This is a genomic window from Pseudacidovorax sp. (assembly GCF_017991995.1).
Lineage (GTDB): Bacteria > Pseudomonadota > Gammaproteobacteria > Burkholderiales > Burkholderiaceae_C > Xenophilus.
Map to the genome: position 1 here is coordinate 42,593 of NZ_JAGOPN010000012.1, position 25,969 is coordinate 68,561.

The window sequence follows — 25,969 nt, forward strand, 5'->3', positions numbered from 1 at the left end:
TTTGCAACGCGGAGTGGGCGCGTTTTGGCAGGACGAGCGGGCATGACGCGTTCGTTCACACCCTTTCAGGGCTCGACGCGGCCCTGCACGCCCTCGACCAGCCAGTTCATCTTGAGGATCTGTCCGTCGTCCAGCGCCTGGCCGCGTGCGATCACGACACGGCCTTGGTTGTCGCGCACATCGGCGGCCACAGCACGGAAGGGCTGCAGCCGGCCGGCCGCGATGTCCTGCTGGCGCGCCATCACCTCGTCCTGCACCGCCTTGGGCACCTTGGGGCCGAAGTCGCCGACACGGATCATCCCTTCCTTGACGCCGCCCCAGGTGTCGGTGCTCTTCCAGCTGCCGTCGAGCACGGCCTTGGCGCGCTGGACGTAGTAGTCGCCCCAGCGGTGCGTGACCGCGACGATCTGCGCATCGGGCGCCACCTGGCGCATGTCGGAGTGATAGGCCACGGCCATCCGGCCACGCTCCTGCGCCGCCTTCATCACGGCGGAGGAGCCGGTGTGGAAGGCCAGCACGTCCGCGCCCTGGTCCATCAGCCGCATGGCGGCATCGCGCTCCAGCGCCGGGTCGAACCACTGGTTGAGCCACACGATCTTGACCTGCGCGGTGGGGTCGACCGAGCGCATGCCGAGCGTGAAGGCATTGATGCCCTGCAGCACCTCGGGAATCGGGAAGCCCGCCACATAGCCGGCGACATGCGACTTGCTCATGCGCCCCGCCGCCACGCCCGCCAGGTAGCGGCCTTCGTAGTAGCGCGCATTGGCCGTGGCTACGTTGTCGGCCCGCTGGTAGCCGGTGATCGATTCGAAGCGCACCTGCGGAAATTCGCGCGCCACGCGCATCGTCGGCGCCATGTAGCCGAAGCTGGGCGTGATGATGAGCTGGTTGCCCTGGCGTGCCAGGTCGCGGATGACGCGCTCGGCGTCGGGCCCTTCGGCCACGTTCTCGACATAGGTGGTCTTCACCTTGCCGGGCAGCGCCGCCTCGATGGCCTGGCGGCCCAGCTCATGCTGGTGCACCCACCCGGCGTCGCCCAGCGGTGCGACGTAGACGATGCCGATCTTCAGCGGCGCCTGCGACGGCGTCGGCTGGGCATGGGTGAAGGGGGAAGACAGAAAACAGCAGGCGGCCGCGAGCGCGGCTGCGAGGTTTTTGTACATGGTGTTCCTCTACATGGCCCCAAAAACGAAAACGCCGCGCAGCGGGGCGGCTGCGCGGCGGGCGAATTGTAATGAGTGGACCGATTCCGGCCCCGGCGGGCGGGCTCTGCAGCGCCCGCCTCGGGCCCGCCGCCTGCGCTCAGGCAGCCACGGGCGCGCTGGTGCGGATCAGGTGGTCGAAGGCGCTGAGTGCCGCCTTCGCGCCCTCCCCCGCGGCAATGATGATCTGCTTGTACGGCACCGTGGTGCAGTCACCCGCAGCGAACACACCCGGCACCGAGGTCTGGCCCTTGGCGTCCACGATGATCTCGCCGTGGCGAGACAGCTCGACCGTGCCCTTGAGCCAGTCGGTGTTCGGCACCAGGCCGATCTGGATGAACACGCCTTCCAGGTCCACACGCTGCTCCTGGCCGGTCGCGCGATCCTTGTAGGTCAGGCCGTTCACCTTGTCGGTGCCGGTGATGGATGTGGTCTGCGCGTTGGTCAGCACCGTCACGTTGGGCAAGCTGGCGAGCTTGCGCTGCAACACCGCATCGGCGCGCAACTGGGTGTCGAACTCGATCAGCGTCACATGGCCCACGATGCCGGCCAGGTCGATGGCCGCCTCGACGCCGGAGTTGCCGCCGCCGATCACCGCCACGCGCTTGCCCTTGAACAGCGGGCCGTCGCAGTGCGGGCAGTAGGCCACGCCCTTGTTCTTGAACTCCTGCTCGCCCGGCACGTTGATGTTGCGCCAGCGGGCACCGGTCGACAGGATCACGGTCTTGGCCTTGAGCGTGGCGCCGCTTTCCATGCGCACTTCGATCAGGTCATTGCCCGGCACCAGCGCCGATGCACGCTGCAGGTTCATCACGTCCACGTCGTAATGGCGAACGTGCTCGTCCAGCGCCAGCGCGAAGTGCGGGCCTTGCGTCTCCTTGACGGAGATGAAGTTCTCGATGCCCAGCGTGTCCAGCACTTGGCCGCCGAAGCGCTCTGCCGCCACGCCGGTGCGGATGCCCTTGCGGGCCGCGTACACCGCTGCCGCAGCGCCTGCCGGGCCGCCGCCGACGATCAGCACGTCGAAGGCTTCCTTTGCGCTGAGCTTCTTGGCCTCGCGCTCGACGCCGCTGGTGTCGATCTTGGCCAGGATCTCTTCCAGACTCATGCGCCCCGAGCCGAACATCTGGCCGTTCATGAACACGGTGGGCACGCCCATGATCTGGCGGTCCTCGATCTCCTTCTGGAAGGTGCCGCCTTCGATCATGGTGGTCTTGATGCGCGGGTTCTGCACGGCCATCAGGTTCAGGGCCTGCACCACGTCCGGGCAGTTGTGGCAGGTAAGCGAAACGTAGACCTCGAATTCGAAGTCGCCGTCGAGTTGCTTGATCTGGTCGAGGATGGCCTGCTCCACCTTGGGCGGATAGCCGCCCTGCTGCAGCATCGCCAGGATCAGCGAGGTGAATTCATGACCCATGGGCAGGCCGGCAAAGCGCGGGCCGTCGGTCTGGCCAGGCTTGTTGATCGAGAACGAGGGCTTGCGGTCATTGCTCTCGGCGTGGTCGATCACGGTGACCAGCTTCGACGTGCTGGCGATGTCCTGGAGCAACTCGCGCGTCTGTGCCGACGCCGGCGAGTCGTCCAGCGCAGCCACGATCTCGATGGGCTGGGAAATGCGCTCCAGGTAGCTGGAAAGCTGGGCTTTGGTGGCGGCGTCAAGCATGGCGGTGTCTTTCTGGCGTTCGGGTCTTCAATGGGAGATGGGCCTCGGGGCGTTGGCCCGACGGCGGGGCTCGTCTCCAGCATCTAGGGACGGGCCGGCAATAAAAAAGCCCGAGTCACAAGGGTGCCCCGGGCTCGGGGGCAGCTGCTGCGCAGCCGCCCGGCAGGCAGGTTCAGGCGTGCGCCGTCCATCCCTCCACAGCGGAGAGCATCTGGTACGGGAAGCCTGACGCCAGCCGGGCGAAGGGCATGCTCAGATCTTGCCGACCAGGTCGAAGGAAGGCTTCAGGGTGGCGGCGCCTTCTTCCCACTTGGCGGGGCAGACTTCGCCGGGGTGGGCAGCGACGTACTGCGCGGCCTTGACCTTGCGCAGCAGGTCCTTGGCGTCACGGCCGATGCCTTCGGCGGTGATTTCCAGCGCCTGGATCACGCCTTGCGGGTCGACGATGAAGGTGCCGCGGTTGGCCAGGCCCTGGTCTTCACGCAGCACTTCGAAGTTGCGGCTGATGGCCAGCGTGGGGTCGCCGATCATCGTGTACTTGATCTTGCCGATGGTCTCGGACGAGTCGTGCCAGGCCTTGTGGGTGAAGTGGGTGTCGGTCGAGACCGAGTAGATCTCCACGCCCATCTTCTGGAACTCGGCGTAGTGGTCGGCCACGTCGCCCAGCTCGGTCGGGCACACGAAGGTGAAGTCGGCCGGGTAGAAGAAGAAGACGGACCACTTGCCCTTGACGTCGTCGCTGGAGACGTCGACGAACTTGCCGTCCTTGTAAGCGGTGGCCTTGAAGGGCTTGATTTCGGTGTTGATCACGGACATGTGCGGTTCCTCTTGAGGTCGAAAAAACTTGCGAGGCTCTAGTATATGCATGAGCTAAAGGAAATTGATAGATAAACACTATCGATCGGGATCCCTGTAGCTATGACGAAGTCGGTGTGCGCGGCCCGACCGATACGAACGCCTCTCACGATCAAACGCATGCAGACCAGACCGGCCGGGTCTTGCCTTGTGGGCACTGGAGAGCGCCCGCACAATCCGCCACTTCGGGACCCTCCGGTCCGAGGACGAGAACATGCAAGGCGATCTCCAGGTCATCGATCATCTCCAGGCCCAGCTCAAGATCGAGTTGACGGCCATCAACCAGTACTTCCTTCATTACCGGATGCTCAAGCATTGGGGCTTCGACAAGCTGGCGAAGAAGGAATATTCCGAATCCATCGAAGCCATGAAGCACGCGGACAAGTTGATGGACCGCATCTTCATGCTGGACGGCCTGCCGAACCTGCAGGACCTGGGCAAGCTCAACGTGGGCGAGGACGTGCCCGAGATCCTCGACTGCGATCTGCGCACCGAGCAGGGCTCGCAGGCCACGCTCAAGGCTGGCATCGCCTACTGCGAGTCGGTCCGCGACTTCGTCTCTCGCGACCTGCTGGAGGACATCCTGGAAGACGCCGAAGAGCAGATCGACTTCCTGGAAACGCAGATCGATCTGGTCGGCAAGGTGGGCCTGCAGAACTATCTGCAGTCGCAGATGGGCGACGCCGGCTGAGATTACCGTTCTTACGGCGACACGATTCGCCGATCTTTTCATCAAGGGCCCCGCGTGGGCCCTTTCTGCTTCATGAAACTTTACCTGCTCCGGATGCTTTCTATTTGATAGCAACAGGCGGCCGCGGGGCGAGCGATATACCTCAAGATCGGTATCCAGCGCAAAAATTCAAATAACATCGATTCTCATTTGCGCCCATAGAATCCGCGGCGCCGATGACACCTCCCGCCTCTTCCGCCCGCCGCGCCTGCTGGCTCAAGACCCTGCATGAATGGCACTGGGTGAGTTCGGCCTTGTGCCTGGTGGGCATGCTGCTGTTCAGCCTCACGGGCATCACGCTCAACCATGCGGCGGACATCGAAGCCAGGCCGAACGTCGTCCATCGGACAGCCACCTTGCCGCCGACGCTGCGCGGCGCCTTGCGGCAGCAGCAGGCTGAAGTCGACGGCCAGCACCACGGCCGCGCCCCCGCGCCAGCCGCCCTGGCGGCATGGCTGAAGTCGCAGTGGGCCATCGACGCCGGCGGGCACGAGGCCGAATGGTCGGCCGACGAGTTCTACCTGTCCCTGCCCCGACCGGGCGGCGATGCGTGGGTGCGCATCGCGCTGGACGACGGCAGCGCCGAATACGAACGGACCGATCGCGGCTGGATCGCCTACCTCAACGACCTGCACAAGGGGCGCCACACCGGGCCGGCGTGGCAGTGGTTCATCGACGTGTTCGCTGGCGCGGCCCTCCTCTTCTCGCTGACGGGCCTGCTCATCCTGAAGATGCATGCGGGCCGCCGCCCCTTCACGTGGCCGATGGTCGGTCTGGGTCTGCTCGCGCCTCTGCTGCTGGCATTGCTGCTCATCCATTGACCGACTCGCCACCGCCTTTTCCTCGCTTCTCTTTCAAAGGACGCTCCGTGCAGCTTCGCTATCCCCTTGCGCCTCTCACCTTGTCGATGCTGTTCGCCGGCCCGGCCGCAGCTGCCGGGCTCGGTGTCAACATCGAGATCCCGCGCCTTTCCGTGTCCGAGTACCACCGGCCCTATGTGGCGGCGTGGATCGAGCGGCCCGACAACACCGTGGCCACGACGCTGGCCGTCTGGTACGACGTGCGCACCCGCGCCAACAACCCCGAGGGCGAAGGCACCAAGTGGCTCAAGGATCTGCGCCAATGGTGGCGGCGCACGGGCCGCGAGCTGTCGGTGCCCATCGATGGCGTGACCGGCGCCACCAAGCCGGCAGGGCGCCATGCGCTCGCCTTCACCGAAGGCAGCAAGCCGCTTGGCCAACTGGCGCCCGGCAGCTACAGGCTTGTCGTCGAGGCTGCCCGCGAGGTCGGCGGCCGCGAGGTGGTGACCGTCCCCTTCCAGTGGCCGCCCGCGAAGGCCGAGCAGGCGGGCGCCGCCGGCAAGGAAGAGTTGGGCGAGATCAGGCTCGAGCTCAAGCCCTGACCGATTGCCAACTGATCCCTGCCCTTCTCTGGAGCCCTTTCATGCGAATTCCCTTCCGCCTTGCGACCCTTGCCCTGGGCCTCTGCGCCGCCGTCGCCGCCCAGGCCCACAACCTCTGGCTGCTGCCCTCCACCACCGTCCTGTCCAAGCCCGACTGGGTGACAGTGGACGGTGCCGTCTCCAACGACCTGTTCGTCGCCAACCATTTCCCGCTCAACCTCGACAACCTGCAGGTCACGGGCCCCGACGGCGCAGCCGTCAAGCCCGAGAACCTGGCCAGGCTCAAGTACCGCAGCGTGTTCGACCTGAACCTCGCGCAGTCGGGCACCTACCGTATTGCCGTGATCAACAGCGGCGTCTTCGCCAGCTGGAAGGACAAGGCCACCGGCCAGCCCCGCCGTGCGCGCGGCACGGCCGAGACCATCGGCCGCGAGATCCCCGCGGATGCGCAGGACGTCGCAGTCACGCAGTCGCTGGGCCGCGTGGAAACCTTCGTCTCGGTGGGCAAGCCGACGGCACTCAAGCCGGCGGGCCAGGGACTCGAACTCGTGGCAACGGGCAGCGCCACCGACCACGCCAAGGGCGAAAAATCCGCGTTCACGCTGCTGCTCGACGGCCAGCCAGCGGCGGGACTGGAGGTGACAGTCACGCAAGGCAACACCGTCTACCGCGACAAGCTGAATGAAACGACCGTCAAGACCGATGCGCAGGGGCGGTTCGACGTCACCTGGCCCGCGGCCGGCATGTACTGGCTGGAAGCGAGCACGCGCGATACCAAGACCTCGCTGCCGCAGGCCAAGGAACGGCGGCTGAGCTACGCGGCCACGCTCGAAGTCCTGCCCTGAGCGTGAGCAGCCCATCATCCACCGAGCGCAACCGCATGGCCGGGATGCCTGCGCTGTCCTTCGCCCGCTGGCAGGCCGGCGGCTACGCGCAGGTGCGCATGCCCCGAGCGGCCGACCCTGCGCGACTGCAGGCGCTGTCGGGCCAGACCATGGGCACCCACTGGTCGCTCCGGCTGGACAACCCGCGGATGCTGCCGCGGGGCGACGTGTGTGCGGCGGTCGAGGCGGTGCTGGCGGATGTCGTTGCGCAGATGAGCCATTGGGTGAGGGATTCCGCACTCGGCCGCTTCAATGACGCACCACCCGGCAGCTGGCACGCGCTGCCGGAAGGGCTCGCCCAGGTGCTCGGTCGTGCCCTCCAATGGGCGAAGGCAAGCGGTGGCGCCTTCGATCCGACGCTGGGCGCGTTGGTCGCGGCCTGGGGTTTCGGGCCGGACGCCAGCGCCTCGCCCGCATGGCCGGACCCGCACACACTGGCGACGGCCCGCGAACGCTGCGGCTGGCACCGGCTCGATCTGCGGAGCGACGAGGGTGGCAGATCGGCCAGACAGCCCGGCAGCCTGAGACTGGACCTGTCCGGCATCGCCAAGGGCCATGCCGTGGACCGCGTCGCCGAGGCGCTCGCGGCCATGGGACTGCGGGACTTCCTCTTCGAGATCGGCGGCGAGCTGATCGCCCGCGGTCAACGCCCGGACGGACAGCCGTGGCGGGTGCAGGTCGCCGCCGCTGCCACGGATGCCCAGGCGCCGCTGCTGCTGCCATTGCGCGACGAAGCCGTGGCCACCTCGGGCGATCACTGGCATGTGCGGGAGCACGCGGGGCGGCACTGGTCGCACACGCTCGATCCCCGCACGGGCAAGCCGGTCGGCCACGCCCTGGCCGCGGTGACCGTGGTGCACCCCGCCTGCATGGATGCGGATGCGCTGGCCACGCTGCTCACGGTCATGGGCCCCGAGGAGGGGTTGGCCTTCGCCGACCTGCATCAGGTGGCCGCGCTCTTCACCGAGCGCAAGCCGGATGGCACGCTGCGCCGGCTGGCCAGCCGGTGCTGGCGCTTCGGCATCGGCGCAGCTTCGTGAGCGAAGCGCTGCGTCACTGGTCGGCTGGCGGCGCCATGCTGGCCTATGCCGCGCTGTGCGCCGCCATCTACGCCAGACAACGGCGGCAGGCGAGGACGCGGGCTGCGGCGGCTGCGGGCCTGGCTGGCACAGCCGCCTCCCCGGTGCTGGTCGTGCATGCCACGCAGACGGGCCTGGCCGAGCAGTGGGCCTGGGTCACTGCAGAAGCCCTTCACCGCGGCGGCACGCCCGCGCGCGTGCTGCCCCTCAACGCATTGGACGCCGACCTGCTGGCCGGCACGTCCCGCGCCTTGTTCATCGCCAGCACCTACGGCGAAGGCGACGCACCCGATGGCGCCAGCGCGTTCGCCGATGCGGTGATGCGCGAACCGGCCGCGCTGGCCCGCTTGCGCTATGCCGTGCTGGCGCTGGGGGACCGGCAGTACGCGCAGTTCTGCGGCTTCGGCCGGCGGCTGGATGCCTGGCTCCAGGCAGCGGGCGCCACGCCCGAGTTCGCCCGCATCGACGTGGATCGCGGCGATCCCGATGCGCTGCAGCGCTGGCACCAGCACCTCGGCCTGATCGCGCCTGCCGCCAGCGCTGGCGCCGAAGCCGCCTTCCACCCCTGGACCCTGCGCCAGCGCGAGCACCTGAATCCGGGCAGTCTGGGCGGGCCGATCCATCGCCTGCACCTTCAGGCACCTGCCGGCATGACCCCGCGCTGGGAGGCGGGCGACCTGGTCGACCTCCACCTGGACAGCGACCCCACGCGGCCCCGCGCCTACTCGATCTGCTCCATTCCCGAGGAAGGCGATCTGCAGCTGATGGTGCGGCAGACCCGGCATCCGGACGGCCGGCCTGGTGCCGCGTCGGGGCTGCTGACAGAGACGCTGCAGCCAGGCCAGTCGGTGCCGCTGCGGCTGCGCCCCCATCCCGGCTCCCGCCTGCACCCCGACGCGCAACGACCTCTGCTGCTGATCGGCAATGGCACCGGCCTGGCCGGCCTGCGGGCGCTGCTGCGCGAGCGCATCCGGCGCGGGCAGCATGAGAACTGGCTGGTCTTCGGCGAGCGGCAACGCGCGCACGACCGACTGCTCGACGACGAATTGACCGCGTGGCAGGCCGAGGGCCGTCTGGCGCGGCTGGACCGGGTCTTCTCCCGCGACGACGACGATGGCGCCTATGTCCAGCACCGCCTGCTGCGCGAAGCGGCACAGGTGAGCGCCTGGTGCGAGCGTGGCGCGGTCATCCACGTCTGCGGCAGCCTGCAGGGCATGGCCTCGGCGGTGGACCTCGCGCTGCGCCAGATCCTGGGCGAGCCGGCGATGCAGTTGCTCCACCGCGAAGGCCGTTACCGGCGCGACGTGTACTGAGGCGCGGAAACACCGTCACGGCATCACGCGCGTGGGGCAGCGTTGCCGCAGGGCCACACCGGTGCGATTTCGATGCGCCGAGACCGCCTCGATCCCTCCAATCTTGTTGCGAGTCGTTATCATTCACGGTGCTGCAGCATCGACTGCTGTGGCTCCTGCCAGCCACGCGCCCTCCCCGTTGCGCCAGCCAAGCGAAACACGCAACGCAATCAGCTTCCGGAGGGAATCCCATGGCACAACACATCAAGAGCCGCAAACACGCGGTGCCGCGCAAAGCTGCGGGCTGGACCGGCGCCGCCGCCGCCACGCTCGTGGCCATCGCCGCGCCTGCGGGCGCGCAGACCGCCTCGTCCACCACCGATACCACCGCCAGCACCAGCACGCTGCGCGAAGTCCGCGTGGAGGGCGCCCGCGAGTCGTTCAAGGCCGACACCGTCTCCTCGCCCAAGTTCACGCAGCCGCTGGTCGACACGCCGCAGACCATCACTGTCATCAAGAAGGAAGTGCTGCAGGAGCAGGGTGCCAACACCCTGACCGAGGCGCTGCGCAACACGCCCGGCATCACCTTCCAGATGGGCGAGAACGGCAACACCTCGACCGGCGACGCCGTCTTCCTGCGCGGCTTCGACAGCTCCGGCAGCATCTTCGTGGACGGCGCGCGCGACGTCGGCACCGTCACGCGCGACATGTTCAACGTCGAGCAGGTCGAGGTGGTCAAGGGCCCGGCCAGCGCCGACATCGGCCGCACCGCGCCCACCGGCTACATCAACCTGGTGAGCAAGGTGCCGCAGGCCTCCAATTTCTTCGCTGGCAGCGTGAGCCTGGGTTCGGGCGACCAGAAGCGCGCGACCGCCGACATCAACCGCGTGCTCAACGCCGAGGGCACGATGGCCCTGCGCCTGAACGTGATGACGCAGGACAGCGGCGTGCCGGGCAGGGACGATGTCAAGAACAAGGGCTGGGCCATTGCGCCGTCCATCGCCTTCGGGCTGAACACGCCGACGCGGGTGATCCTGCAGTACCAGCACGTCAACCAGCGCAACAGGCCGGACGGCGGCATTCCCACCGTCGGCCTGAAGGGCTACTACCTGGACCAGTTGAAAGGCATCGGCGGCAATGGCCCGCAGCCCGACACCAGCAACTACTACGGCTGGCTGTCCGACCACGACAACGTGGACGCCGACATGTTCACGGCCCGGATCGAGCACGACTTCGACTCCGGCGTGAAGCTGCGCAACCTCACGCGCTGGGGCCGCACCGACCAGGACCTGGTTCTCACCGCCCCCTTCAGCAACGGGCTGCTGACGCCCTCGGTCACCAACCCGCTGACCTGGTCGACGCGGGTGCTGCCGCAGGGCAAGGGCCAGCGCAACGAGATCCTGACCAACCAGACCAACGTGACGGCCGAGGCCACCACGGGCAGCATCAGGCATTCGATCAGCGCTGGCCTGGAACTGGCGCGCGAGCAGCAGGACAACACCACGATGGCCGCCACCATCAATGCGGCCAACGGCGTGCGCACGGTGTCGGCCGGGACGGTGTCCTACCAGGCCTACAACAGCCTGTACATGCCGAACCCGTACCGCGCCTTCGTGCCCGTGCTGCCCACCGGCGCCACCACCGAAGGCACGACCAGCACGGCCGCGCTGTATGCCTTCGACACGCTCAAGTTCAACGAACAGTGGCAGCTCACGGGCGGCCTGCGCTGGGAGCATTACCGCACCCGCTTCACCAGCCTGGCCGCGCCGGTGAATGGTGTGCAGACGGCGCTCACGCAGGAGGGCTCGGACAACCTTCTGACCGGCAAGCTCGGCGTCGTCTACAAGCCGGCGGACAACGGCAGCGTCTACGCCGCCTATGCGACCGGCGCGCAGCCGCCGGGCGGCAACTTCAGCTTCCCCACGTCGCTGACCACCGCCAACGTCAACAACCTGAGCCTCGATCCGCAGAAATCCAAGACCTTCGAGCTCGGCACCAAATGGGATGTGCTGGACAGGCGCCTCGCACTGTCGGCCGCCGCCTTCCGCACCACGAACGAGAACGAACAGGTGCAGGTCGACACTTTCGGCAACTTCGAGCAGTACGGCAAGACGCGCGTGCAGGGCCTGGAGCTGAGCGCGGTCGGCCAGATCACGCCGGCCTGGCAGGTCATCGGCGGTCTGGCGCGCATCGACACCAAGATCCTCGAAGGCTCGCGTACCAGCACCACGCAGAACGGCGCACAGATCCGCTATTCGCCCAAGCTCACGGCCACGCTGTGGACGAGCTACAAGTTCCCCTTCGGCCTGACGGTCGGCGGCGGTGTGCGCTACGTGTCGACCCAGCAACGCTCCACCTCCACGGCGGCGATCACGCCCACCAGCTTCTTCCCCGAGGTGCCGAGCTACACCGTGTGGGATGCGATGGTGGGTTATGAGATCAACCGCAACGTCAGCATCCAGCTGAACCTGTACAACCTGGCCGACAAGTTCTACCTGGCGCGGGTGAACAACGGCGGCAACCGGCTGGTCATGGGTACGCCGCGCTCGGCACTGCTGAGCGCCAACTTCCGCTTCTGATCGCCTGCCGCCGCCTCAGGCGCGCAGTCCCCATCCACCCGGCCGCCTGGCCGGGTTTTTCGCTTGTCGAGGAGAACGACACCATGATGGTCCATGTCCCCGAAGTCCTGAACCCCGAGCAGGTGCGGCAGCTGCGTGCGGCGCTGGACGCCGCCGAGTGGATCGACGGCCGCGACTCGGCGGGCCCGCAGGGCGCGCGGGTCAAGAACAACCGGCAGCTCTCGGAGCAGTCGCCCGTCGCCCAGGAACTGGGCGGCGTGATCCGCGAGGCGCTGGCCCGGCATCCGCAATTCTTCTCGGCGGCCCTGCCTCTGCGGGTGGTGCCGCCGATGTTCAACCGCTACGAGGGCGGCGAGACCTATGGCCTGCATGTTGACGGCTCGGTGCGCTCCCTGCCGGGCGGCGGCGGACAGCTGCGCACGGACCTGTCGTGCACGCTCTTCCTGTGCGACCCACAGGACTACGACGGCGGCGAACTGGAGGTGGTCGACACCTACGGCACGCACGAGGTCAAGCTGCCCGCGGGAGACCTGGTGCTGTATCCGTCGAGCAGCCTGCACCGCGTGCAGCCGGTGACGCGCGGCGCGCGGGTGTGCTCCTTCTTCTGGCTGCAGAGCATGGTCCGCGACGACGCCCGCCGCGGACTGCTGTTCGAGCTGGACCAGAACATCCAGAGCCTGCGCGCCCGCCTCGGCGAGACCGACGAGACGGTGGCGCTGACCGGCACATACCACAACCTGCTGCGGATGTGGGCCGAGGTGTAGCTCACGCCCCATCGAAGACACCCTTCTTTGCAGTGAGGATAGAGATTGCGAATGCGAGAAATTCGTATTTATAATCGTCCAACTTCTTCCTCACAGCCAGCCAACTGCAGCCACCGCCATGATCGTCTGTGTATGCCGCCGAGTGTCGGACCGCGAGATCGTGCGGCATGCCCGTGCAGGCATGAGTTTCGACGAGATCCAATTCGAGCTCGGTGTGGCCACCCAGTGCGGCCGCTGCGAAACCTGTGCCCGCGACGTGGTGGCCCAATGCAGTGCGTCGCATCCGGTTGCCGCCCTTCACAGCGACATCGAACCCCGCGCGATCCAGCTTGCCACTGCCATCACGGAGAGCAAAGCATGGAATTCGTCGCAGCCCTCGTCGGCGGCCTGATCTTCGCCGGCTCGGTCTGGTGGGTACTGCGCCGCTAGATCCTCTTTTCTGATCTACGCTCACCGGCTCTGCATGCATGGCCGGGCTGTGTTTCTGGGTTGACCGTGTCGAGCCGCTTTTCCTCTCCCCCCTCTTCTCCCCTCGGCGTCTCCCGCACGACCTTGATCGTCGGCGGCGTGGTGCTCTTCCATGCCGCAGCGCTCTGGGCGCTGCAGAGCGGGCTCATCCGCAAGGCCGCCGAAGTGATCGTGCCGGTGGAGATCCTGGCGCAGATCATCGAGCCGCCCCGGCCGGCACCACCGCCGCCGCCCCCACCGCCGCCGCCCGCTCCACCGCAGAAGCAGGCACCCAAGCCTCCGCCCCGGCCGATTGCGATCCGGGAGCCCAAGCCGGTGCCGGCTCCCAACGCGCCCACCGGCGTGGTGGAGCCGCCGCCCGTCACCGCGCCGGCGCCCATGCCACCCGCGCCGCCGGCGCCTGCCGCCCCCGTCGCGCCACCTGCACCGGTCGCGCCGCCGGCACCGCGGCTGGTGGAGGTCACGCAGGGACAGACCACCTACGTGCGCGAACCACGCGCGACCTACCCGACCATGAGCCGCAAGCTCGGCGAGACGGGCACCGTGGTGGTGGCCGTCTATTTCAATGCCGACGGTATGGCCAAGCGGGCCGAGATCGCCAAGTCCAGCGGCTACGAGCGGCTGGACCAGGCCGCGCTGAGCGCGGCCATGACTGCGCAGGTGACGCCCTTCCGCCAGTTGGGCGGCGGCGACGCCCAGACGGTGTACCTGCTGCGCGCCCCCTTCAACTTCGTCCTGAACTGATCTTTTCGCTGGAGTATTTATGGATTCCCAATTTGGCCTGATGCACGTCTGGACGCAGGGCGACTTCGTCACCAAGGCCGTGGCCCTGCTGCTGCTGGGCATGTCCCTCGCATCGTGGATCGTCATCCTCGTCAAGGCGATCGACATCGTGCGCTACAAGCGCATGGCACGGCAGTCCGGCAACTTCTGGCACAGCGAGGATTTCGCCGCGGCGCTGGACAAGCTGGGCAAGGACGACAGCAACCCCTTTCGCGTACTCGCGCTCGAAGGCCGCGAGGCCGCCGCCCACCATCGCAACACCAAGGCGCACCTTCACGACGCGCTCGACGTGAGCGACTGGATCACTCGCTGCCTGCGCAATGCCATCGACGAATTCACGGCGCGCCTGCAGGGCGGCCTGGCCATCCTGGCGTCGGTGGGCTCGACGGCGCCCTTCATCGGCCTGTTCGGCACCGTCTGGGGCATCTACCACGCGCTGCTGGGCATCGGCACCGCGGGCCAGGCCACCATCGACAAGGTGGCCGGCCCGATCGGCGAAGCGCTGATCATGACGGCGCTGGGCCTGGCCGTGGCCATTCCTGCCGTGCTGGGCTACAACGCGCTGGTGCGCGGCAACAAGTTCGTGCTGAACAAGCTCAACAGCTTCGCCCACGACCTGCACGCCTACTTCGTCACAGGTGGCCGGGTGCAGGCCAGTGGCGAGGCGGCCACCATCCTGCCGCTCAAGAAGGGCTGATGCCATGGCCTTCGGAACCCAGGACGAAGCCGACGACGTGATGAACGAGATCAACATGACGCCCCTGGTGGACGTCATGCTGGTGTTGCTCATCATCTTCATCATCACCGTACCGGTGATGAAGCATGCGGTGAACATCGACCTGCCGCGCGCCACCAACGAGCGCGAGGAGACCAAGCCGCAGACCATCCAGCTGAGCGTGGCCGCCGATGGCAGCTACTTCTGGAACCAGGAAAAGATCGACGACGCGACGATGGTGTCGCGCCTGGCGGCCGAAGGCGCGCGCGATCCGCAGCCTGAACTGCACATCCGCGGCGACAAGGACGTGCGCTACGAACGCGTCGCCACGGCCATGGCCGCCGCCCAGAAGGCCGGCGTGCACAAGATCGGTTTCATCACCGATCCGACGCCGCAGTAACTTCCTGAGACCCGTGCGGAAGGCGGGCGCATCCTGAACGAGCCGGCAGCAGCCGGCTTTTTCTTTGGCACGCCTCCAAGAGCGACCCCTGCGGGCGGCCGCGCCGGGCCGAATCGAGCCGGCCGGACCCGCTGGCGGTTTGCCTTCAAAAAAACTCATGACGACGATTGCTTTTATAAGTGCGAATCGTTATCATTTGCTCATCCGCTTCACCGATCCGATTCGAAAGGTCCATCCCGTGCAAGCCCAGTCCTCGCATTCCCAGAAAGTGCTCAGCCATCCTTCGCTCGACCAGGGCGGCAGTGGCGCATCGGCACACATCACCCCCTCCCCGGCCCAACTGCTGCAAAGCAGCGAGCTGCTCAAGGGCCAGAAGACCATCGGTATCCTGCACAACGGCTCGCTCTATCGCCTACAGGCCACCAAACTCGGCAAGCTCATCCTGACCAAGTGATGCAGCGTCTGCCCCGACCGTTCATCGTGGGGCGACTCGAGGAGATCTGACTCTCCAAGGGTCGTTTTTGGCCAGCCAGTGTTCGACCAGCCACGCCTTTTTTTGCGCTGAACGCGTCTTGATGTCCAAACGAAAGCGCCCCGCCGGCATTGCCCGGCGGGGCGCTTTTCATGGGCGCGGCGGCCAAGGCCGCCGGCAGTCCTGTTAAAGGCCGATGGCCGCGATGCCCGCCTTGGCGATCTGCGCGTCCTCGTTGGACTTCACGCCGCTGACGCCCACCGCGCCAATCACCTGGCCGTCCTTGACGATCGGCACGCCACCTTCGAGCAGGCCGTCCACCGTGGGGGCCGACAGGAAGGCGGTGCGGCCGCCATTGATGATGTCTTCATAGACCTTGCTCTCACGACGACCGAGGGCGGCCGTGCGGGCCTTGGCCGGGCCGATGTGGGCCGACACGGGCGCGGCACCATCCAGGCGCTGCAGCCACAGCAGGTGGCCGCCGTCGTCGCAGATGGCAATGGTCACGGCCCATTGGTTCTTGACGGCTTCCGCTTCGGCAGCGGCGGCGATCTTCTTGACGTCTTCGAGTTCGAGAAAGTGCTTGGTCTTCATGGGGCCGAAGAATACAGGATGCGTCCCCTGCGCCCCGCACCCCCGTGCGCCTGCAAGACCCCATGGTTCCAAAGGGCGACGCGCCGTCCGGATATGCCGGCGCTGCCCTTGATCTTTCCTAGAATGACCTGCAACTGCCCGTCAAGCAGTCCCCTCAACCCTTTCAGGAGTTTTGCCATGAACGACAGAGCCCCCACCTTCGACACACCGGCCGGCTACGGCCAGGTGCTGCCCCAGGCAGAGCGCCACCGCGTTCTGCGCAATACCTACTGGCTGCTCGCGCTGAGCATGATTCCCACCGTACTGGGCGCTTGGCTCGGCGTGGCCACCGGCATCACAGCCGCGCTCACGGGCGGGCTCGGCCTGGTGGTCTTCCTGGCCGGTGCCTTCGGCTTCATGTTCGCCATCGAGAAGACCAAGAACTCGGCCGCTGGCGTGCCCGTGCTGCTGGGCTTCACCTTCTTCATGGGACTGATGCTGTCGCGGCTGATCGCGATGGTGCTGGGCTTCAAGAACGGCTCCGAGCTGGTGATGACCGCCTTCGCGGGCACGGCTGGCGTGTTCTTCGTGATGGCATCGCTGGCCACGGTGATCAAGCGGGACCTGAGCGGCATGGGCAAGTTCCTGTTCGTGGGCGTGCTGGTGCTCTTCGTCGGCTCGATCATCAATGTCTTCATCGGCTCCAGCGCCGGCATGATGGCGATCTCGGTCGCGGCCATCGGCATCTTCTCGGCCTACATGCTGTACGACCTGAAGCAGATCATCGACGGCGGCGAGACCAACTACATCAGCGCCACGCTCGCGCTCTATCTGGACGTGTTCAACGTCTTCCAGAGCCTGCTGGCCCTGCTGGGCATCTTCGGAGGCGAGCGCGACTGACGCCCGTCCGAGCGCACTGAAACGGAAAAAGGGGCCCACGCGGGCCCCTTTGCTTGCGGACGATCCGCCCCTCTCAATCTGCCAGGTCGAAGACGGCGATGGACTCGACGTGTGCGGTGTGCGGGAACATGTTCACCGCGCCGGCAAAGGTGCAGCGGTAGCCGCCCTGATGGACCAGCAGGCCCGCGTCGCGCGCCAGCGTGGCCGGGTTGCAGCTGACGTAGACGATGCGCCGGGGCGGCGTCCAGCCCCCGGTGCGCAGTTCAGGCTGCTGATGCAGGTCGGCCAGCGCCCTCACCAGCGCGAAGGCGCCCTCGCGCGGCGGATCGACCAGCCAGCGATCGGCATACCCGTCCGCCACCAACATCTCGGGCGTCATCTCGAACAGGTTGCGGGCGACGAAATCCGCCTTGCCCCAGGGCCGCTGCGCGGCCTGCCTGTTTTCGGCCGCGTTGTGACGGGCACGGGCCACCAGCGTCTCGCTGCCCTCGATGCCCAGGACTTCGCGTGCCTGGGTGGCCAGCGGCAGGGTGAAGTTGCCCAGGCCGCAGAACCAGTCGATCACGCGCTCCTCCGGCTTCACGTCGAGCAGGCGCAGGGCGCGGGAGACGAGCACCCGGTTGATGTGCGGATTGACCTGGGTGAAGTCGGTGGGCCGGAAGGGCATGGTGATGCCGAATTCAGGCAGTTCATAAGCCAGGTCAGGCACGGCCTCGTCGAGCAGGTGGACGGTGTCCGGCCCCTTGGGCTGCAGCCACCACTGCACACCGGGATGCGCCGCGGCAAAGGCGCGCAGGCGGTCCCCGTCGGTTCCACCCAGCGGCTCCAGGTGGCGCAGTACCAGGGCGATGACGCCAAGTCGGGTGGTGCCCGCGGCATCGCCGCAGGCCACCTCGATCTGGGGGCAGGTCAGCCGCGCGTCCATGGAATCGATCAGCCTGCGCAACGGCACGAGCATGTCGCTGACCGGCTTCGGCAGCACGGGGCAGATTTCCATGTCGGCCACGTAACGACTCTTGCGCTCATGGAAACCGATCAGGGTGGTGCCCTTCTTCTGCACGTAGCGCACCGACAGGCGGGCGCGGTAGCGGTAGTGCCAGGCCGGGCCCTCGATGGGCCGCAGCAGCGTGTCTGGCCGCACCTTGCCCAGGTGCCACAGGTTGTCTTCGAGGGCCCGCTGCTTCACAGCCACCTGGGCCGAGGCGTGCAGGTGCTGCATCTTGCAGCCACCGCAGGCGCCGGCGTGCAGGCCGAAATGCGGACAGCCCGGCCGCACGCGCAACGGCGACTCGCGCCGGATGTCGGTGAGCTGGCCCTGCTCCCAGTTGTTCTTCTTGCGGTGCACATTGGCCCGGACGATCTCGCCGGGCAGCGCGCCATCGATGAAGACGACCTTGCCGTCTTCCCGTCGGGCGACGCCCTGGGCCTCCAGGTCGAGCGATTCGACGGCGAGCCAGCCCGGCTCGAGCGCTGCACTGGCCGCCCGGTCGGGAGGCACGGGAAGGTCGAGGAGAGAGGAAGAAGCGACCGAGACGCCAGCGGGCACAGCGGCGTCGGCAGAAGCGGGGGACGTGGGGAGCGTGTCCTTGTTGTCGAGGGAATCCGTCATCCCCCGATTGTCGCCGGCCGCCCTGATGGGGACGGCCGGCGCATGCTCAAGGCCGCGCCGGCAGGTAGCGCGAGGGATCCACCGGCTTGCCCTGACGGCGGATCTCGAAGTGCAGCTTCACGCGGTCGGCGTCGCTGCTGCCCATCTCGGCGATCTTCTGGCCCTTCTGCACCGACTGGTCTTCCTTGACCAGCAATGCCTGGTTGTGCGCGTAGGCCGTGAGGAAGGTGTTGTTGTGCTTGAGGATGATCAGGTTGCCGTAGCCGCGCAGGCCGGCGCCGGCGTACACCACCTTGCCATCGGCCGCCGCCAGCACCGGATCGCCGGCGCGGCCGGCGATGTCCAAGCCCTTGTTCTTGGCATCGTCGAAGCCGGCGATCAAGGCGCCCTGGGCGGGCCAGATCCACCCCAGGTCATCCTCGCCGCCCGCGGCGGGCGGATTGCCCGCCGGCTTGGCAGGAGGCGTCGCGCCGGCCACCACCGGTGGGGGCACCGGAGTGGTCGTCGCCGGCGGCACGGCGCCTGCGCCCGAACCCGCGACGGCAGGCGGCGGCACCAGGGGCGCGCCCGCGACGGGAGGCACCACGCGCAGCACCTGACCCACTTCGATGCGGTCGGGGTTGTCAAGGTTGTTCCAGCGGACGATGTCCCGCCAGCTGTGTCCGGTATCCAGCGCGATGCGCCGCACGGTGTCGCCCGGGCGAACGGCGTAGTAACCCGGCTTGCCCAGGTTCTCGATGCCGGGCAGCGGCTTGCCGCTGGCGTCCGTGGTCGGCAGTCCCGACGCCGCCGGGCTCGCGGCGCCCACCCCACTCACGGGCGCGCGATCTTCCACCGGGGCCGGTCCACGCGAAGAGGCGCAACCCGCCAGCACGACGCAGGCCGCCGCAGCGCCCATCCAAGCCAGCCTGTGCCAGCGACCAGAACCCTGCATATGTCTTTCCTTCATGCAATTCCCGATTTTAGAGGCACGAAGTTGACGGCCTCAAGAAACCGGCGCTCAACCCCCCTGTTCGTTTTGTCAATGATGACAAGTGCTTGGCCCGCATTTCCAGACTGTACTGGAGCAACGATGCGCCCGCCCGGTGCCAGTTGGTCCAGCCAGGCCGCCGGCAGGTCGGCCCCACCCGCGGCCGCAATGATGCCCGCGTAGGGTGCGCCCGCCGGGTAGCCCTGCATGCCATCGCCCAGCAGCAGATGCACGGTGGCCAGCCGCAGGGGCCGCAGGTTGGCCCGCGCCTTCTCATGCAGGCCGCGCAGCCGCTCGATGCTGTAGACCTCGCGGGCCACGTGGCTGAGCACAGCGGCTTGGTAGCCGCAGCCGGTGCCGATCTCCAGCACCCGGCCCAGCCGTGCCTGCGGCTGGTCGGCCAGCGCCGGGGCCGCCAGCAACAGTTCGACCATCCGCGCCACGACGCTCGGCTTGGAGATGGTCTGTCCCAGGCCGATGGGCAGGCTGGTGTCCTCGTAGGCCTGCGCGGCCAGGGCGCCATCGACGAAGGCATGCCGCGCCACCGCGCCCATGGCCTGCAGCACGCGCTCGTCGGCGATGCCCTGCGCGGCCAGCCGACGCACCATGCGCTGACGGACCGCATCGGAGGCCATGGCCGGGGTGGCACTGAGTGGCGGCGGCGGAACCGCGGGCAGCTTGGCCCGCAGAGGTGTCGGCGCCGCTGGCGCGGGCGCGCGGTCGAGGGTGACGGGAAAGGTGGGACGGGAACGTGGAGGCTGCGGCACCGGGACTCCTGCGTCGGTCCGGCTCAGTCGCTGGCGTCGAGCCGGCGCACGGCCTCGCGCCACTCGCCCAGGCTGGCGTGGTCGGTCAGATCGATCTGCAGCGGCGTGACCGCCACATGGCCAGCGGCGGTGGCGTGGAAATCGGTCCCTTCACCGCTGTCCTTGGCGCCGCCCGCGCCGGCGATCCAGTACATGGTCTCGCCGCGGGGGCTCTGCTGGGTGATCACCTTCTCGGCCGCATGGCGGCGGCCCAAACGGCAGACCTTGATCGGCTTGAGGGACTCGGCCGGCAGGTTGGGAATGTTGACGTTCAGCAGCCACGCCGGCTGCTCGTGCATGCGCTCGCGCTGGATGCGCTCCACCAGCCGCCGGGCAGCCTGGGCGGCTGCGTCGACGTGGGCCCAGCCCTTCTCGGTCTGCGAGAAGGCGATTGCCGGGATGCCGAACAGGTAGGCCTCCATGGCCGCGCCGACGGTGCCCGAATAGATGGTGTCGTCCCCCATGTTGGCGCCGTTGTTGATGCCGGAGACGACCAGGTCGGGCCGGTAGTCCAGCAGGCCCTTGAGCGCGATGTGCACGCAGTCGGCCGGCGTGCCGGTGACGTAGCGGAAGCCATTGTGCGCACGGTGCACGTACAACGGCGCCGCCAGGGTCAGGGCGTTGGACTTGGCACTGTTGTTGTGCTCGGGGGCGATGACCTCGACATCGGCCACCTCGCGCAGCGCGTCGTGCAGGGCCACGATGCCGGGGGCCTGGTAGCCATCGTCGTTGGAGATGAGGATCTTCATGGGCGGCGGGATTTTAGGAGGCGAAGCCCCACGGGCACGGGGTCGCCGCAGAGACAAGAACGCCGCGAGGCGGCCCCCTATCATGCCTGCGCCTCAATGAAGACGGAGACTGATTCCATGCACGCATGGCTTTGCGAAAACCCGGTCGGCGTCGACGCGCTGACCTGGAAGGAATTGCCCACGCCGCAGCCCGGTCCGGGCGAAGTGCTGGTGGAAATCAAGGCGGCCAGCCTGAACTTTCCCGATCTGCTGATCGTGCAGAACAAATACCAGATGAAGCCGAAGCTGCCCTTCGTGCCCGGCTCCGAATATGCGGGCATCGTGAAGGCCGTCGGCGAAGGCGTCACCCACCTGAAGGTCGGCCAGCCCATTGCCTGCCTTTCCGGAACGGGCGGCTTCGGTACGCACACGCTGGCGCCGGCAGCCATGTGCATGCCGCTGCCGCCGCAATTCGACATGGTGGACGCGGCCGCCTTCATCATGATCTATGCGACTTCCTGGCACGCACTGATGGATCGCGCCGCGCTCAAGGCGGGTGAAACCGTGCTAGTGCTCGGCGCCGCAGGCGGCGTCGGCACCTCCGCCATCCAGATCGCCAAGGCGGCGGGCGCACGCGTCATTGCAGCGGCTTCCACCGACGAAAAATGCGCGCTGTGCAAAAGCATCGGTGCGGATGCGACCATCAATTACAGCCAGCATGCGCTGCCCCAGGGCTTCCGCGACGCCATCAAGGACGCCACCGATGGCAAGGGACCCGACGTGATTTACGACCCGGTGGGCGGCGATTTCGCCGAACCGGCATTTCGCTCCATCGCCTGGCGCGGACGCTATCTGGTGGTGGGATTTGCTTCGGGGCCCATTCCTTCGCTGCCGCTGAATCTCACGCTGCTCAAGGGCGCATCGCTGGTCGGTGTGTTCTGGGGCGATTTCGCGCGGCGCGAGCCCAAGGCCAATGCCCGAATGATGGGAGAACTGGCCGGCTGGTACGCCCAGGGCAAGATCAAGCCGGTGATCGACCGCACGATGCCGATGAACGAGTTGAAGGCGGCCTACGCCCACATGGGCTCGCGTGGGGTCAAGGGAAAGCTGGTGATGGTGAACCCATAGATCGGCGCCCCGTCAACAAAAATCCCGCGCAGCGCGCGGGATTTTTGTTTGTTCACGCTGCAGCAAGTGCAGCGGTGTATTGCTTACTTGACTTCGAACTCGTCCAGCGATTTGCCAGCGGCCAGCGCCTCGGTCACCCAGCGGGGCTTGCGACCGCGGCCACCCGACCAGGTTTCGCCGGTGGGGCTGCGGTATTTGACGACCGCGGCCGCCTTGGCCGGAGCGGCCGAAACGCTGCGCTTGGCGCCCGTAGCGGCGCCGCGGCCATTCAGCTTGAGGTCAGCAGCGGTAATGCCGTATTCGGCGATCTTCTTGCGAAGTTCTTCGATCACGCCAGCGCGCTCGTGGCTACGCAGTTCCTCGGCCTGACGGCGCAATTCCGCGATTTCCTGGTCCCGCTGCTGGATCTGCGCGGTGATCTCTGCCAAAGTTGCCATTGCTCGAATCCTTTGTATTGAGAAAGCAGTTCGCGAATTCTAATTCAAGAATTGAACGCCACAAGCCACGGCGGGCGCGCACGAATTGAATACCCCCGGACTACAAGGGTATTCGCATCCCAATAACGGCGTCGGTGCCGGGCACCCGCCCGGGCCCTCTCAGCGGGCCAGCCCCAACAGGCGATCCAGCAGAACAGGCTGCGCCAGCAATTCGGCCGCAGCGCCACGATGGACCACCGAACCATGGTCCAGCACCGCCGCCCGGTCCGAAATCGCGAGAATGGCTTGCGGATGCTGTTCCACGATGATGGCCGTCAGGCCTTCGTCGCGGGTCAGCCGGCGAATGGCGCGCAGCAATTCCTCCACGATGATTGGCGCCAGGCCTTCCAGCGGCTCATCCAGCAGCACCAGCCGCGGATTGAGCACCAGGGCGCGGCCCACGGCCAGCATCTGCTGCTCGCCGCCCGACAGCTGCGTGCCCAGGTTGCCCTTGCGCTCCGCCAGGCGCGGGAACATCTCGTAGACGCGCGCCGGCGTCCAGCGGCCGGGGCGCGCCACCGCCGTGAGGTTCTCGTGCACGGTGAGCGACTTGAAGATGTTGCGCTCCTGCGGCACCCAGCCGACGCCCGCCGCCGCACGGCGGTAGGCCGGCAGCGTGTGCAGCGGCTGGCCGCCCAGCAGGATGCGTCCGCCATGCTGGCGCGTGGCGCCGGCCAGGGTGTTGATCAGCGTGGTCTTGCCCGTGCCGTTGCGGCCGAGCAGCGCCAGCGTCTCGCCCTCCCCCAGCGACAGTGAGACATCGTTGAGAACCACGGCCTCGCCATAGCCGGCACTGAGGCCCTCGATCTGCAACAGCGCATTCGTCGGGCCGCTCATGCGTGCACCTCCGTCTGGCCCAGATAGACCTCGCGCACCCGCGGGTCGCCCGCGATCTCCTCGGGCGTGCCCTCGGTGAGCAGGGCGCCATTGACCAGCACGGTCATGCGTTTGGCAAAGCTGAAGACGAGATCCATGTCGTGTTCGATCAGCAGGACGGAGACATCGGCCGGCAGCGCGGCCACCGTCTGCAGCAGTTCCTCTCGCTCGCCGGCAGGCACGCCGGCCACCGGCTCGTCCAGCAGCAGCACACGCGGCTCGCAGGCCAGGGCGATGGCGATCTCCAGCAGGCGGCGCTTGCCGTAGGCCAGGTGACGCACTTCCGTGTGCGCCACATCGGCCAGGTGGAACTGGCTCAGCAGCTCACCGGCCCGCTCGGCCACCGCCGCATCGCGGCCCAGCGGCTGCCACCAGCGGGCGCCCTGCCCCCGGTGCTGCGCCACCACCAGGGCCAGCGTCTGCAGCGGCGTCATGCTGTCGAAGAGCTGATTGATCTGGAAGGTGCGCACCAATCCGCGCGTCACGCGCCGGTGCGGCGCCAGGCGGGTGATGTCCTCGCCCAGCAGCCGGATGCGCCCTTCGCTGGGCGTGAGCACGCCGGTGAGCTGGTTGATGAGCGTGGTCTTGCCGGCCCCATTGGGGCCGATGAGCGCATGGCGCGCGCCCTTGGCCAGGCGCATCGACACATGGTCGGTGGCGGTGATGCCGCCGAAGCGCATCACCAGCGACTCGGCCTCGAGCACGATCTCGGGAGTCTCGGGAGAGGTCGCCGTCATGCCGCACCTCCCTTCCGGAACCAGGTCCGCGGACGCAGCAGGCGCTCGCGCCCCACCAGCATCAGCAGCACCAGCAGCAGGCCGATCCAGAACATCCAGTACTGCGGCGTGACGCTGGAGAGCGTGTCCTGCAGCAGCTTGAAGACGATGGCGCCCGCCACCCCGCCATAGAGCCAGCCCACGCCGCCGATGACCAGCATCAGCAGCACGTCGGCCGAGCGGTCGAAGGCCAGCACATCGAGCGAGGCGAAGCCCGTGGTCTGTGCCAGCAGTGCGCCCGCAGCGCCAGCGACGGCAGCGGCGATGGTGTAGATCACCGACATGCGCGAGGTGACCGGAATGCCGATGGCCATGGCCCGCAGCCGGTTGTCGCGGATGGCCATCAGCGTGGCGCCGAAGGGCGAATGCACCAGCCGCCGCATGAGCAGGAAGAGCACCAGCGCCACCGCCAGCGAATACCAGGCCGCCACGCGGCCGTAGAGGTCGAAGTCGAACAGCCCGAGCACCGGGCCCATGACCACGCCCTGCAGGCCGTCGGCGCCCCCGGTCAGCCAGTCGAGCTTGTTGGCGAGTTCGAGCAGCAGCAGCGCCGTGCCGAGGGTCACCATCAGCCGCGTGAGGTCGCTGCCGCGCAGGATGGTCACGCTGGCGGCCAGGCCCAGCAGCGCGGCCAGGACGGTGGCGACCACCAGGCCCACGGTCGGGTCGGGCATGACCAGCTTGGCGAACAGCGCCGCGGCATAGGCGCCGAAGCCGAAGAAGGCCGCATGGCCCAGCGACACGATGCCGGTGTAGCCCAGCACCAGGTCCAGCGACATGGCGAACAGCGCCACGATCGCGATCTCGTTGACCATCAGCGCATGCTGCGGCAGCACCAGCGGCGCGGCGAAGGCCAGCGCCCAGAGCAGGAATTCCCACCAGCGCCAGCGTGCCTGGCCGAGCAGCGGAGCGCGCCAGTCGGCGCCAGTGTTGAGCGGGCCGGCCATCACTTGCCTCCTTTACGCGTGAACAGGCCTTGCGGGCGCCACATCAGGATCAGGATCATCAGCAGGTACACCGTGAAGGCGCCCATCTTGGGAATGAAGTACTTGCCCGCCACGTCGGCGATGCCCAGCAGCAGCGCCGCCGCCAGCGGGCCGGTGATGGACGAGGTGCCGCCCACGGCCACCACGATCAGGAAATAGATCATGTACTTGAGAGGGAAGGTTGGGTCCATGCCGAGCACCTCGGCGCCCAGCGCGCCGCCCAGGCCCGCCAGCCCCGAGCCGACCGCGAAGGTGGCCAGGAAGACCTGGTTCACGTTGATGCCCAGGCCGGCGGCCACGGTGGGATCGTCCACCGCTGCACGCAGGCGGCTGCCGAAGCGCGTGCGCGTGAGCACCAACTGCAGCACCACCGCCAGCACTGCGCACACCGCAATGATGAAGAGGCGGTAATGGCCCATGCCCAGCAGCAGGGCGCCATCGCCGACCTCCGTGCGGCCGCGCAGCCACTCGGGCAGCTGCAGGTTCTGCTGCGAGGAGCCCACGAAGTAGTCCAGGCCCGCGACCGCCATGAAGGCCAGGCCGATGGAGAACAACACCTGGTCCAGGTGCGGCTTGCCATACATCGGCCGGTAGAGGGTGCGCTCCAGCAGCGCGCCGATCAGCGCCGTCAGCACGAAGGCCAGCGGCAGGCACAGCAGAAAGGGCAGTCCCAGCTTCTGCATCGCATAGACCGTGATGTAGCCGCCCGCCATGGCGAAGGCGCCGTGCGCCAGGTTGATGAAGTTCATCAACCCCAGCGTCACCGCCAGCCCCACGGCGAGCACGAATAGCAGCATGCCGTAGGCAATGCCGTCGAACAGGATAGTCAGCATGAGCGCCGCATCGAGAGAGG

General features: G+C 67.6%; 28 protein-coding genes. 15 read left to right on the forward strand and 13 right to left on the reverse strand.

Annotated features, from left to right (window positions below):
- Nucleotides 1-65: 65 nt before the first annotated feature.
- The 3 genes from KBC94_RS16800 to ahpC all read right to left on the reverse strand — a co-directional run bounded on the left by KBC94_RS16800 (nt 66) and on the right by ahpC (nt 3,681).
- Complete coding sequence (locus KBC94_RS16800; RefSeq protein WP_294372536.1) at nt 66-1,163, reverse strand: BMP family ABC transporter substrate-binding protein; 1,098 nt, start codon at nt 1,161-1,163, stop codon at nt 66-68.
- 139 nt (nt 1,164-1,302) lie between these two features.
- Nucleotides 1,303-2,865 carry an alkyl hydroperoxide reductase subunit F gene (gene ahpF / locus KBC94_RS16805; RefSeq protein WP_294372539.1) on the reverse strand — a complete coding sequence of 521 codons (1,563 nt, stop codon included), beginning with the start codon at nt 2,863-2,865 and terminating at the stop codon, nt 1,303-1,305.
- Between the two features lie 252 nt (nt 2,866-3,117).
- Nucleotides 3,118-3,681 carry an alkyl hydroperoxide reductase subunit C gene (gene ahpC / locus KBC94_RS16810; protein ID WP_058642001.1) on the reverse strand — a complete coding sequence of 188 codons (564 nt, stop codon included), beginning with the start codon at nt 3,679-3,681 and terminating at the stop codon, nt 3,118-3,120.
- 253 nt (nt 3,682-3,934) lie between these two features.
- Here ahpC and bfr point away from each other — a divergent pair, with 253 nt between their 5' ends.
- From bfr to KBC94_RS16875, 13 genes are all read left to right on the forward strand, one after another.
- On the forward strand, nt 3,935-4,411 hold the full coding sequence (gene bfr, locus KBC94_RS16815; protein WP_294372546.1) for a bacterioferritin: 477 nt from the start codon (nt 3,935-3,937) through the stop codon (nt 4,409-4,411).
- A gap of 215 nt (nt 4,412-4,626) precedes the next feature.
- Nucleotides 4,627-5,271 (forward strand): PepSY-associated TM helix domain-containing protein, encoded by a 645-nt coding sequence (locus KBC94_RS16820; protein WP_294372547.1) that lies wholly within the window; start codon nt 4,627-4,629, stop codon nt 5,269-5,271.
- An 86-nt stretch (nt 5,272-5,357) separates the two neighbouring features.
- Complete coding sequence (locus KBC94_RS16825) at nt 5,358-5,852, forward strand: DUF2271 domain-containing protein (RefSeq protein ID WP_294372915.1); 495 nt, start codon at nt 5,358-5,360, stop codon at nt 5,850-5,852.
- 41 nt (nt 5,853-5,893) lie between these two features.
- On the forward strand, nt 5,894-6,697 hold the full coding sequence (locus KBC94_RS16830; protein ID WP_294372550.1) for a DUF4198 domain-containing protein: 804 nt from the start codon (nt 5,894-5,896) through the stop codon (nt 6,695-6,697).
- Between the two features lie 35 nt (nt 6,698-6,732).
- Nucleotides 6,733-7,776, forward strand: a complete 1,044-nt coding sequence (locus KBC94_RS16835) for an FAD:protein FMN transferase (protein WP_294372552.1) — start codon at nt 6,733-6,735, stop codon at nt 7,774-7,776.
- Nucleotides 7,773-9,128 (forward strand): sulfite reductase subunit alpha, encoded by a 1,356-nt coding sequence (locus tag KBC94_RS16840; RefSeq protein WP_294372554.1) that lies wholly within the window; start codon nt 7,773-7,775, stop codon nt 9,126-9,128. The genes KBC94_RS16835 and KBC94_RS16840 overlap by 4 nt, the downstream gene beginning before the upstream one ends.
- 230 nt (nt 9,129-9,358) lie before the next feature.
- Nucleotides 9,359-11,686 carry a catecholate siderophore receptor Fiu gene (locus KBC94_RS16845; protein ID WP_294372557.1) on the forward strand — a complete coding sequence of 776 codons (2,328 nt, stop codon included), beginning with the start codon at nt 9,359-9,361 and terminating at the stop codon, nt 11,684-11,686.
- Nucleotides 11,687-11,769: 83 nt separating this feature from the next.
- On the forward strand, nt 11,770-12,450 hold the full coding sequence (locus KBC94_RS16850; RefSeq protein ID WP_294372559.1) for a Fe2+-dependent dioxygenase: 681 nt from the start codon (nt 11,770-11,772) through the stop codon (nt 12,448-12,450).
- 118 nt (nt 12,451-12,568) lie between these two features.
- Nucleotides 12,569-12,841 carry a (2Fe-2S)-binding protein gene (locus KBC94_RS16855; protein WP_043112580.1) on the forward strand — a complete coding sequence of 91 codons (273 nt, stop codon included), beginning with the start codon at nt 12,569-12,571 and terminating at the stop codon, nt 12,839-12,841.
- Nucleotides 12,842-13,002: 161 nt separating this feature from the next.
- A complete protein-coding gene (locus KBC94_RS16860) occupies nt 13,003-13,662 on the forward strand; it encodes a TonB family protein (protein WP_366934728.1) in 660 nt (219 codons plus the stop codon).
- 19 nt (nt 13,663-13,681) lie between these two features.
- Nucleotides 13,682-14,398: a MotA/TolQ/ExbB proton channel family protein gene (locus KBC94_RS16865; protein WP_294372567.1), complete on the forward strand. Its 717-nt coding sequence runs from the start codon at nt 13,682-13,684 to the stop codon at nt 14,396-14,398.
- A gap of 4 nt (nt 14,399-14,402) precedes the next feature.
- Nucleotides 14,403-14,816, forward strand: a complete 414-nt coding sequence (locus KBC94_RS16870; protein WP_294372571.1) for a biopolymer transporter ExbD — start codon at nt 14,403-14,405, stop codon at nt 14,814-14,816.
- A 268-nt stretch (nt 14,817-15,084) separates the two neighbouring features.
- Nucleotides 15,085-15,270: a hemin uptake protein HemP gene (locus tag KBC94_RS16875; RefSeq protein WP_294372917.1), complete on the forward strand. Its 186-nt coding sequence runs from the start codon at nt 15,085-15,087 to the stop codon at nt 15,268-15,270.
- A gap of 204 nt (nt 15,271-15,474) precedes the next feature.
- Here KBC94_RS16875 and KBC94_RS16880 read toward each other — a convergent pair whose 3' ends face one another.
- Nucleotides 15,475-15,882, reverse strand: coding sequence for a heme-binding protein (locus KBC94_RS16880; RefSeq protein ID WP_114802402.1), 408 nt, complete (start codon nt 15,880-15,882; stop codon nt 15,475-15,477).
- 177 nt (nt 15,883-16,059) lie between these two features.
- Here KBC94_RS16880 and KBC94_RS16885 point away from each other — a divergent pair, with 177 nt between their 5' ends.
- On the forward strand, nt 16,060-16,761 hold the full coding sequence (locus KBC94_RS16885) for a Bax inhibitor-1/YccA family protein (RefSeq protein ID WP_017758510.1): 702 nt from the start codon (nt 16,060-16,062) through the stop codon (nt 16,759-16,761).
- A gap of 73 nt (nt 16,762-16,834) precedes the next feature.
- Here KBC94_RS16885 and rlmD read toward each other — a convergent pair whose 3' ends face one another.
- The 4 genes from rlmD to surE form a co-directional block, all read right to left on the reverse strand.
- Nucleotides 16,835-18,370 (reverse strand): 23S rRNA (uracil(1939)-C(5))-methyltransferase RlmD, encoded by a 1,536-nt coding sequence (gene rlmD / locus KBC94_RS16890; protein ID WP_294372578.1) that lies wholly within the window; start codon nt 18,368-18,370, stop codon nt 16,835-16,837.
- A 46-nt stretch (nt 18,371-18,416) separates the two neighbouring features.
- A complete protein-coding gene (locus tag KBC94_RS16895) occupies nt 18,417-19,304 on the reverse strand; it encodes a peptidoglycan DD-metalloendopeptidase family protein (protein ID WP_294372584.1) in 888 nt (295 codons plus the stop codon).
- A gap of 11 nt (nt 19,305-19,315) precedes the next feature.
- The gene (locus KBC94_RS16900; protein WP_294372919.1) at nt 19,316-20,029 is read right to left on the reverse strand and encodes a protein-L-isoaspartate(D-aspartate) O-methyltransferase; all 714 of its coding nucleotides are present in this window, start codon (nt 20,027-20,029) and stop codon (nt 19,316-19,318) included.
- Between the two features lie 101 nt (nt 20,030-20,130).
- A complete protein-coding gene (gene surE, locus KBC94_RS16905) occupies nt 20,131-20,895 on the reverse strand; it encodes a 5'/3'-nucleotidase SurE (protein ID WP_017758506.1) in 765 nt (254 codons plus the stop codon).
- 117 nt (nt 20,896-21,012) lie between these two features.
- Between surE and KBC94_RS16910 the strand changes: the two genes are divergently transcribed.
- Nucleotides 21,013-22,002, forward strand: coding sequence for an NADPH:quinone oxidoreductase family protein (locus KBC94_RS16910; protein ID WP_294372588.1), 990 nt, complete (start codon nt 21,013-21,015; stop codon nt 22,000-22,002).
- Between the two features lie 83 nt (nt 22,003-22,085).
- Here the strand turns inward: KBC94_RS16910 and KBC94_RS16915 are convergent, their stop codons facing one another.
- From KBC94_RS16915 to KBC94_RS16935, 5 genes are all read right to left on the reverse strand, one after another.
- Nucleotides 22,086-22,439 (reverse strand): H-NS histone family protein, encoded by a 354-nt coding sequence (locus tag KBC94_RS16915; RefSeq protein ID WP_017758504.1) that lies wholly within the window; start codon nt 22,437-22,439, stop codon nt 22,086-22,088.
- 159 nt (nt 22,440-22,598) lie between these two features.
- Complete coding sequence (locus KBC94_RS16920; protein WP_294372592.1) at nt 22,599-23,315, reverse strand: ABC transporter ATP-binding protein; 717 nt, start codon at nt 23,313-23,315, stop codon at nt 22,599-22,601.
- Complete coding sequence (locus KBC94_RS16925; RefSeq protein ID WP_294372595.1) at nt 23,312-24,091, reverse strand: ABC transporter ATP-binding protein; 780 nt, start codon at nt 24,089-24,091, stop codon at nt 23,312-23,314. Before KBC94_RS16925 ends, KBC94_RS16920 begins: the two co-directional genes overlap by 4 nt.
- On the reverse strand, nt 24,088-25,077 hold the full coding sequence (locus KBC94_RS16930; protein WP_294372598.1) for a branched-chain amino acid ABC transporter permease: 990 nt from the start codon (nt 25,075-25,077) through the stop codon (nt 24,088-24,090). The genes KBC94_RS16925 and KBC94_RS16930 overlap by 4 nt, the downstream gene beginning before the upstream one ends.
- A complete protein-coding gene (locus tag KBC94_RS16935; RefSeq protein ID WP_294372601.1) occupies nt 25,077-25,949 on the reverse strand; it encodes a branched-chain amino acid ABC transporter permease in 873 nt (290 codons plus the stop codon). The genes KBC94_RS16930 and KBC94_RS16935 overlap by 1 nt, the downstream gene beginning before the upstream one ends.
- Between the last annotated feature and the right edge of the window lie 20 nt (nt 25,950-25,969).